We start from the raw sequence: 9,683 nt of genomic DNA on the forward strand, positions 1-9,683 counted from the left end.
TCCTTCCTGTTGCTGTAATCGTATTTTTCTATGAATACAACCCATACTAGCATAAAAAAATCAGGCAGGCTACCCAAAATTATCTTAACAATCGGTAATAAGTGCATAACATTTTTTTGTAATAATTTTCAAATAAAACAGTAACAGGATATCTACAGAAAAGTATATTTTTCAGAATCTGGCGTAGAAATTTGTAACAAGGCAGTACTTAAATAATAAAAAAGACGGATGAAAGAGAAAAGAGCACGATGGAAAAGGATATGGCTTGCAAGTAAATTCTGGGATGAGTATAATGCAGTATTGGTGTGTTGCGTCCGGAACATGACAGACAGAAATGAAAGGACGGAAATACACATGCAAATGAAATTACAGTGCAGATAGAAAATGAAAGCAGGAAGCGTATGGTTATGCATAGAAGGAAACGGAATACAAGTACATATTTATTTTCAAATAAAGATCTGGTCGCTCTGTATGTGCCATTGATCATTGAACAGATGCTTGCGATGTTGGTCGGACTTGCAGATTCGATCATGGTATCTTCTGTAGGAGAAGCAGCAGTATCCGGTGTATCACTGGTGGACAGCTGTTTCCAGCTGATCATCAATCTGTTTGCGGCACTTGCGACCGGGGGTGCGGTTACTGTCGGACAATATCTCGGACAGAAGAATAAAGAAAAGGCGGGAGAGGCAGCTACCCAGCTTGTGTGGTTTTCGATGATCCTGTCGCTCGGAGTCATGGCGCTAATGTATGCGGGCAAGGGACTGATCCTAAATCATGTGTTTGGTCAGATCGAAGCAGACGTATATGGTCATGCAGATACTTATATGATGATCGTAAATGCATCGATTCCGTTTCTGGCACTTTATAATGCCGGTGCGGCTATTTTCCGTTCCATCGGTAATTCCAATATATCCATGCGGGTATCTCTGATCATGAACGGGATCAATGTAGTGGGAAATGCCATTTTGATCTATGTATGCAAATGCGGAACGGAAGGCGTTGCGATTCCTACTCTGGTTTCCAGACTGGCAGCAGCGGTTATCATGATCATATTGCTGATCCCGAAGAAAAGTGCACAGGCGAAGCAGGACAGTACACGTATTTATATAAAGAAAAGTCTGCATTATCGGGCGAACTGGCATATGTTGAAAAGCATTCTGTTGGTAGGTATTCCAAACGGACTGGAAAACAGTATGTTCCAGCTTGGTAAGATCCTTGTGCTCAGCCTGGTCTCAACATTTGGCACATATGCGATCGCTGCAAATGCAGTCGGTAATGTGATTGCCGGATTCCAGTTGATGGCTGGTATGGCGGCTTCCCTTGCCATGGTCACAGTAGTATCAAGATGCGTGGGAGCAGGAGATTACGAGCAGGCAAAATATTATACGATCAAAGTTCTGGTCATGGCATATATGTGTATCATAGTTACGGTATTGTTTACATTTGCGGTTCTTCCTCTGGTCATGAAAGCGTATGGACTATCTTACGAAGCGCAGTCTGCTGCCGAGAAGATCCTGATGCTTCATGGTATCGCGGCATCTACGATCTGGCCGGTAGCATTTACGCTTCCATGTACATTCCGTGCAGCCGGTGATGTTAAGTATAGCATGATCGTATCCATCTGTACGATGTGGATCTGCCGTATCGTGTTCAGTTATGTGCTCGGCAAATATATGGGTATGGGTGTATTTGGTGTCTGGGTCGCTATGATCATGGATCAGTTCGTACGTGGCGTGCTGTTCATCCGGCGGTACCTAAGCGGCAGATGGATCGGCAAAAAGGTAATCTGACCGTATGCGGCACAATATGAGTAAGTTCGTAAAAAAAGTAGAATTTTTCAGATGACAGAAGATTGTTTGGTATGCTATATTAAAAAGGTGTTTGTTCTATGAGAGAATTTGGAGAAGCTTCCATAGAATCTAAGAGGATAACAAATAAATTAGAAAGAGTCTGTGATATACAGACAGGGGTAAACAAAATATGGAAAAGAAACGTAATACTTTTTCAGGCTCGCTTGGATTTGTCCTTGCGGCCGCGGGAAGCGCAGTAGGACTTGGAAATATCTGGCGTTTTCCATATCTTGCAGCAAAGGATGGCGGTGGACTGTTCCTGGTCATATACCTGATCCTTGCACTGACATTTGGATATACACTTTTGGTGACAGAAGTATCAATCGGTCGGAAGACCAAGCAGAGTCCGCTTACCGCTTATAAGAAGCTGAATAAGAAATGGGGATTCCTTGGAATCATTGCAAGTCTGGTTCCGGTTATTATTTTCCCATATTACATAACGATCGGTGGCTGGGTTGTCAAATACTTCCTCGCATTTTTAACCGGTAAGGGTACAGAGGCAGCGCAGGACGGTTATTTTACAGGTTTTATTACATCAGATATCGAACCGGTCATTTTGATGTTGATATTTCTTGCTGTTACGGCATTTATCGTATTTCGTGGTGTTAATAAAGGAATTGAATCTTTTTCCAAGATCATCATGCCGTTGCTGATCCTTCTGGTTATAGGAATCGCGATCTTCTCCATAACGATCAAAAAGACCGGAGATGATGGAATTGTCAGAACCGGTGTAGAAGGTTTGAAATTATATCTGATTCCGAATCTGGACGGACTTACTGTGAAAAGCTTCTTTACGGTATTATTGGATGCAATGGGACAGTTATTCTTCAGTCTGTCTGTTGCCATGGGTATTATGATCGCTTACGGTTCTTATGTAAAAGATGATGCAGCTCTGAATAAATCAGTTGGACAGATTGAGATTTTTGATACGGTTGTAGCATTTCTTGCAGGCGTTATGATCATTCCTGCTGTATATGTATTCTCAGGAACAGAGGGAATGGCACAGGGTCCAAGTTTGATGTTCGTATCACTTCCGAAAGTATTTGCCCAGATGGGTAAGGTGGGAAATGTGATCGGTTGTCTGTTCTTCGCAATGGTATTATTTGCGGCATTTACCAGTGCAGTGTCTGTCATGGAAGCAATCGTGGCAAGTATCATGGATGAATTCCATACAAGCAGAGCAAAGGCCGGTATTATTGAGTTGATTATCGCGATCATTGTTGGAACGATCGTATGTCTTGGATATAACAAGCTGTACTTTGAAGTAAAGCTTCCAAACGGATCGATCGCACAGATCCTTGATATCATGGATTACATCAGTAATAACATTATGATGCCGATCGTAGCAATCGGAACCTGTATCCTGATCGGATGGATTTCCAAACCGCAGACGGTTATCGAAGAAGTGCAGAAGAACGGAGAAAAATTCAGCAGAAAAGGTATGTATGTGGTTATGGTGAAATTCATAACACCGATCCTGTTGTTTATCCTGTTCTTAAAGTCGATAGGCTTATTGACATTTATTTAAAGCTGTAAAATATAAATAATTTGTCAGCAATATTAAGTTTTCAAATGAATATTATCTAATATAGACCGATCGTCGGAAGCCGGATATTAAATCTTGCATCGACGGTCGGTTTTGTAATATGAAATATATTGAAGAATCTGTGGCAGACAGACCTCAAATGATAGAAAAATACAGATAAGAAAAAAACAGGTCATGGCATAATTAACAGTATTCCGCTATAATAAGGAAACAGAGGAGAGATGATTCATATAATAAATGGAAATAATTTATGGAGCGTGAATATATATGATATTAAGTTTAATTGTTGGTCTGGGACTGCCGCTTCTTGGAACGACGGCAGGAGCAGCCTGTGTATTTTTTATGAAGAAACAGATGAATTTGTTATTGCAGAAAGCATTGTCCGGATTTGCGGCGGGTGTTATGGTGGCTGCATCTATCTGGAGCCTGCTGATTCCGGCGATGGAGCAGTCGGAAGCAATGGGGAAGCTTGCATTTCTTCCGGCAACTATCGGTTTCTGGCTGGGAATTATATTTTTATTACTGATCGATACTCTGATGCCACATTTACATATTGACAGTAAGGAGGCAGAGGGGGTCAAGAGCAATTTCAAACGTACGACTATGATGGTATTTGCGATCATCATACATAATATTCCAGAAGGAATGGCAGTCGGTGTTGTCTATGCCGGATGGATCAGTGGCAGCACGAACATTACGTTGGCAGCAGCACTTGCATTATCCATCGGTATTGCGATCCAGAATCTTCCGGAGGGAGCGATCGTGTCAATGCCGCTTTGCTCGGAAGGATGCAGTAAAACGAAAGCATTTGGCTATGGATTCTTTTCCGGTATCGTAGAGCCGATCGCAGCGCTGATTACGATCGCACTTTCTTCGATCATGGTACCGGTGCTTCCGTATTTTCTGGGATTTGCGGCAGGAGCTATGCTATATGTTGTAGTTGAGGAATTGATACCGGAGATGGCAGAGGGCGAACATACGAATCTTGGTACGATCATGTTTGCGGTAGGATTTTCAATGATGATGGTGCTTGATGTAGCACTTGGATAAGAGAACAGTCAGAACGTGAAAATGCAGGTTATGGTTATTGTAAAAGGATAACTATATGCTGCATTTTTATGATTTGTATAACTATATAACTGCATTTTTATGGCAGTTGATATTTTCGGAGTGTTCCACTATACTGTTATTAGGTATAGCTTGAAGCATAACAAAGGTCTGCTCACAGATATATTGATTTTATAGAACGCGCGAGGCAGACCGGATGATTGTACAGGAAGAAGAATTATATAGCAGAAGAAAAGAGGCAGATACAAGTGTATGATGTAAAATCATTAAAAGCAGAAGAATTTATTTCAGATGAAGAGATCAGAGAGACATTGGCATATGCCGATGTGAATAAAGATAACGTACAGATGGTTGATGAGATCCTTGCAAAAGCCAGATTAAAAAAGGGCTTGACGCACAGAGAAGCGTCTGTGCTGCTGGCCTGTGAGATGCCGGATAAGATCCGGGAGATGTATGATCTGGCAAGGGAGATCAAGGAAGATTATTATGGAAATCGTATCGTGTTATTTGCGCCGCTGTATCTGTCCAATTATTGTGTGAATGGATGTGTCTATTGTCCATATCACAGCAAGAATAAACATATTGCAAGAAAGAAGCTGACACAGGAGGATATCGTAAGAGAGGTTACCGCACTTCAGGATATGGGACACAAGCGTCTGGCGATCGAAGCCGGTGAAGATCCTGTGAATAATCCGATCGAATATATTCTGGAATGTATTAATACAATCTACAGTATCAAACATAAGAACGGCGCAATCCGCCGTGTCAATGTCAATATAGCAGCGACAACAGTTGAGAATTATACGAAGTTAAAGGATGCAGGCATCGGAACCTATATCCTGTTTCAGGAGACTTATCATAAGGAAAGCTATCTGAAATTACATCCGACAGGTCCGAAGCATGATTACGATTACCACACCGAAGCCATGGATCGTGCCATGGAAGGTGGTATCGATGATGTAGGACTTGGTGTACTGTTCGGATTGGAAATGTACCGGTATGAATTTGCAGGGTTACTGATGCATGCAGAACATCTGGAAGCGGTTCATGGGGTAGGTCCGCATACGATCAGTGTTCCGAGGATCAAACGTGCAGATGATATCGACCCGGATGTATTCGATAACGGAATCAGTGACGATACATTTGCAAAGATCTGCGCACTGATCCGTATTGCAGTACCATATACGGGAATGATCATATCAACCAGAGAGAGTCAGGCAGTTCGTGAGAAAGTGCTGCCGCTTGGTGTTTCACAGATCAGTGGAGGTTCGAGAACAAGTGTAGGCGGATATGATATCCCGGAGACATCAGAAGATATCACATCGGCTCAGTTCGATGTCAGCGATACCAGAACGCTGGATCAGGTTGTGAACTGGCTGATGAAGATGGATTATATACCAAGCTTCTGTACAGCATGTTACAGAGCAGGAAGAACCGGAGACCGGTTTATGGCACTCTGTAAGAGTATGCAGATCTTAAACTGCTGTCATCCAAATGCTCTTATGACGCTGAAGGAATATCTGGAAGATTATGCAAGTCCTGAGACGAAGCAGATCGGTCTGGAGCTGATCGAACGTGAGCTTGCGCGGATCCCGAATGAGAAGGTCAGACAGATCACGGCAGATCATATACATGATATTGCAGAAGGACAGAGAGACTTCCGGTTCTAACAGATGATAGGAAGAAGCGATCTTAACAGATGAAAGGATTGCAGATAAATGCTGAAGCAGACAGCGTATAACAACAGGGAGGGCAGCACATGGCAGGGTTAAATGAGACACCATCGGGCAATCGACTTCATATCGGAGTATTTGGAAAGACAAACAGCGGAAAATCTTCTTTTATCAACCGATTTTCCGGTCAGAATATATCAATCGTAGCGAATGTTGCAGGGACAACCACTGATCCTGTGTACAAAGCAATGGAAGTTTATCCGCTTGGCCCTTGTACCCTGATCGATACAGCGGGCTTTGACGATGCGACAGAGCTTGGGGAGGAACGCTTGGAAAAGACAAGGCTTGCAGCCGAGAAAACAGATATAGCGATCATTCTGCTTGTAGATACTGACATGGACGAGGAACTTCACTGGTATGAACAGTTTAAGGAAAAGAAGACACCTGTCATATGGGTGATCGGTAAGGCAGATATCCGGAATGATACAGAAAAGATAAATGAAACGTTGTATCAACAGACAGGACAGCGTGCGATTGTTATCAGTGCCGCGACTGGAGACGGTATGGATCAGGTAAGAAAAGAGCTTGTACGGACCTGCCGGAGCAATATGGTGCTTCTTCGATCCTTAGAGAGCTGGTAACAAAGGGAGATCTGGTCATGCTTGTTATGCCGCAGGATATTCAGGCACCGAAGGGTAGACTGATCCTGCCACAGGTGCAGACACTGAGAGAATTGTTAGATAAAAAATGCCTTGTTATGAGCGTGACGACAGATCAGTATGTGGAAGCCTTATCCCATCTGACAGAGGCACCGAAGCTGATCATAACGGATTCACAGGTATTTGCCTATGTCTATGAGCATAAGCCTAAGAAATCTATGTTGACTTCCTTTTCTGTGTTATTTGCCGCACATAAGGGAGATATCGAATATTATATAGAGGGAGCAAATGCGATAGGAAAGCTGAATGGGGAATCCCATGTGCTGATTGCAGAGTGCTGTACACATGCACCGTTAAAAGAAGATATCGGACGGGAAAAGATTCCTAAGATGCTGCGGAAACGGTATGGAGAAAATATGACGATCGATATAGTCAGTGGAACGGATTTCCCGGATGATCTGCAGGGGTATGATCTTGTCATACAGTGTGGGGGCTGTATGTTTAACCGCAAATATATTATGTCAAGGATCGATCATGCAAAGGAGCAACAGATCCCGATGACCAATTATGGTGTGGTGATCGCGTATCTGACCGGGATATTAGATAAGGTTGTAATACCTGTCTAAAAAGCCGGAAAAGACAGAAGTCACTGATCATATTAATGGGCTTTAGGAAAAGGTAACAACAAATGCTACAGAAAGTAAGTAATATAATATATAATATAAAACAAAATCAGGAGGCAAAGTTTATGAAGAAATACGAAACGCCACAGATGAATATTGTAGAATTTGAAACAGAGGATATCATTTGTACGAGTGGAGACGTTATAACCGGAGATAATGAAACGCCTATTATTCCCGGAAAATAGGGAAATTAGGCTATAAGCCGGTAAACAGATGATGCCGGATATCAAAGAACAAATGATACGAAAATATACAGATAATTCAGGAGAACGATGATGAAACATTTAGTAAGAATCGCGTCCGTATCACCAAGAGTACATCTTGGTAATGTAACAAAGAACTGTAAGGAGCTTGAAACAGTTTATAGAACCTATGCAGAACAGGTAGACGTTATTGTGACGCCGGAACTGTCACTGACCGGATACACCTGCGGGGATCTGTTTGTGAACCGTCATCTGATCGACAGGGCAGAAGAAGGACTGTTACAATTGGCGGAAATGACAGCAGAATATGGCAAAAAGGGCGCAGCACTTGTTGTCGGTGTGCCATATGAAGTAGACGGAGAATTATTTAACTGTGGAGCTTTTTTATGGAACGGAATGGTGCTCGCACTCGTTCCGAAGATCTACCTGCCGAATTACGGAGAGTTTTATGAGAAACGGTGGTTTAGTGGAAGATGTGTAGAGAACCGGACAGTTGAACTGGCAGATGGATCGGAAACTTTATTTGGCAATTCCATCCTGATCGAGATGACGGATCCGAATCAGCAGGAGGAGCATGTTACATTTGGCATGGAGATCTGCGAGGATCTCTGGACACCGATCGCACCGGGAAGACTGCTGACACTTCAGGGAGCAGAGATCCTGCTCAATCTGTCGGCATCCAATGAAGTGATCGGAAAGGAACAGTACAGAAGAACACTGACAGGAAGTATGTCATCCTCCTGTATCTGTGGATATGTCTATACATCAGCCGGAGCCTATGAATCAACCTCGGATATGGTATTTTCCGGACATAATCTGATGTATGAAAACGGAAAATTATTAGGCGAGATCAAGCCATTTGAAGATGGTATCCTGATCCGTGATTTTAATATGACAAAGATCCGCCATGATCGTCTGGCAAATAAATCCTTTGCGGAGTGTAAACGGAATTTTGAAGCCGGAGAATACATGACAGTAAACTGCGAGAAGGTATTTGCAGAGAAAAAAGAAGTATGCGCAAAGGTTTCCATGACACCATTTGTTCCATCAAAGAACAGACTGGAACGATGCCGGTCGATCTTTGCAATGCAGGTTGCAGGCCTGCAAAGAAGAATCGAAGCCACACATGCGTCATGTATCGTTGTTGGCGTATCCGGTGGACTGGATTCTACGCTGGCACTTCTGGTATCTGCACAGGCAGTAAAGAATCTCGGACTGCCACCGGAGACAGTAACCGGTATCACGATGCCGGGATTTGGAACGACGAAACGCACAAAAAGCAATTCAACAACGCTTATGGAACTGCTTGGATGTGACATCCGGGAGATCAGCATCGTAGATTCTGTCCGTCAGCATTTTGCAGATATCGGGCAGGATGAAACAGTACATGATATTACATATGAGAACTGTCAGGCGAGAGAGCGGACACAGATCTTGATGGATGTAGCCAATAAAGAGGGCGGATTTGTGATCGGAACCGGTGATTTGTCAGAACTTGCACTTGGCTGGTGTACCTATAACGGAGACCACATGAGCATGTATGCGGTGAATACCAGCATCCCGAAGACTCTGGTCCGGACTCTGGTAGATGAAGTTGGACATGATATGGATCGAAATGGATTCCCGGGAATCAAGGACGTGATCGAGGATATCATTGATACGCCGGTAAGTCCTGAACTGCTTCCACCGAATGCGGATGGAACGATCGCACAGAAGACAGAGGATACTGTTGGATCCTATATCCTGCATGATTTCTTCTTGTATTACACACTGCGTTATGGTATGGAGCCGGAAGATGTCTATGACCTTTGTAAAGAAGCGGTAAGACAGAGTGTAGAAGCTTCGGAAGATGGGGAAATAGAAGCATATACATTTACAGATGAAGAGATAAAGAAATGGCAGAAGGTATTCTATACCAGATTTTTCCGTCAGCAGTTTAAACGTAACTGTATGCCGGATGGCGTAAAGGTCGGTACGGTATCGGTAAGCCCAAGAGGGGAT

Annotated in this window: 5 protein-coding genes and 1 pseudogene; all 6 read left to right on the plus strand. The window is 43.2% G+C overall.

The window, feature by feature from the left end; all coding sequences use genetic code 11:
- Window positions 1–407 precede the first annotated feature (407 nt).
- Window positions 408–1,790, plus strand: coding sequence for an MATE family efflux transporter (locus tag DXA07_RS08565; protein WP_173783328.1), 1,383 nt, complete (start codon window positions 408–410; stop codon window positions 1,788–1,790).
- A 190-nt stretch (window positions 1,791–1,980) separates the two neighbouring features.
- Entirely contained in the window at window positions 1,981–3,378 is a 1,398-nt protein-coding gene (locus DXA07_RS08570) for a sodium-dependent transporter (RefSeq protein WP_117807290.1), read from the plus strand.
- A gap of 285 nt (window positions 3,379–3,663) precedes the next feature.
- The gene (locus DXA07_RS08575) at window positions 3,664–4,446 is read left to right on the plus strand and encodes a ZIP family metal transporter (protein ID WP_117822006.1); all 783 of its coding nucleotides are present in this window, start codon (window positions 3,664–3,666) and stop codon (window positions 4,444–4,446) included.
- A 266-nt stretch (window positions 4,447–4,712) separates the two neighbouring features.
- Window positions 4,713–6,134, plus strand: a complete 1,422-nt coding sequence (hydG, locus tag DXA07_RS08580; protein WP_118484264.1) for a [FeFe] hydrogenase H-cluster radical SAM maturase HydG — start codon at window positions 4,713–4,715, stop codon at window positions 6,132–6,134.
- A gap of 89 nt (window positions 6,135–6,223) precedes the next feature.
- A pseudogene (gene hydF, locus DXA07_RS08585) lies at window positions 6,224–7,422 on the plus strand ([FeFe] hydrogenase H-cluster maturation GTPase HydF).
- Between the two features lie 332 nt (window positions 7,423–7,754).
- Window positions 7,755–9,683 (plus strand): NAD(+) synthase (locus tag DXA07_RS08590; protein WP_118484260.1); only part of this gene is annotated, 1,929 nt, incomplete at its 3' end.

The organism is Clostridium sp. AM54-37XD, from assembly GCF_003478225.1.
Taxonomy (GTDB): domain Bacteria; phylum Bacillota; class Clostridia; order Lachnospirales; family Lachnospiraceae; genus Coprococcus; species Coprococcus ammoniilyticus.

Excerpts from the sequence above, each read along its gene's own strand:
- DXA07_RS08565 (WP_173783328.1), top strand. The coding sequence starts at position 408 with ATGCATAGAAGGAAACGGAATACAAGTACATATTTATTTTCAAATAAA.
- DXA07_RS08570 (WP_117807290.1), top strand. The coding sequence starts at position 1,981 with ATGGAAAAGAAACGTAATACTTTTTCAGGCTCGCTTGGATTTGTCCTT.
- DXA07_RS08575 (WP_117822006.1), top strand. The coding sequence starts at position 3,664 with ATGATATTAAGTTTAATTGTTGGTCTGGGACTGCCGCTTCTTGGAACG.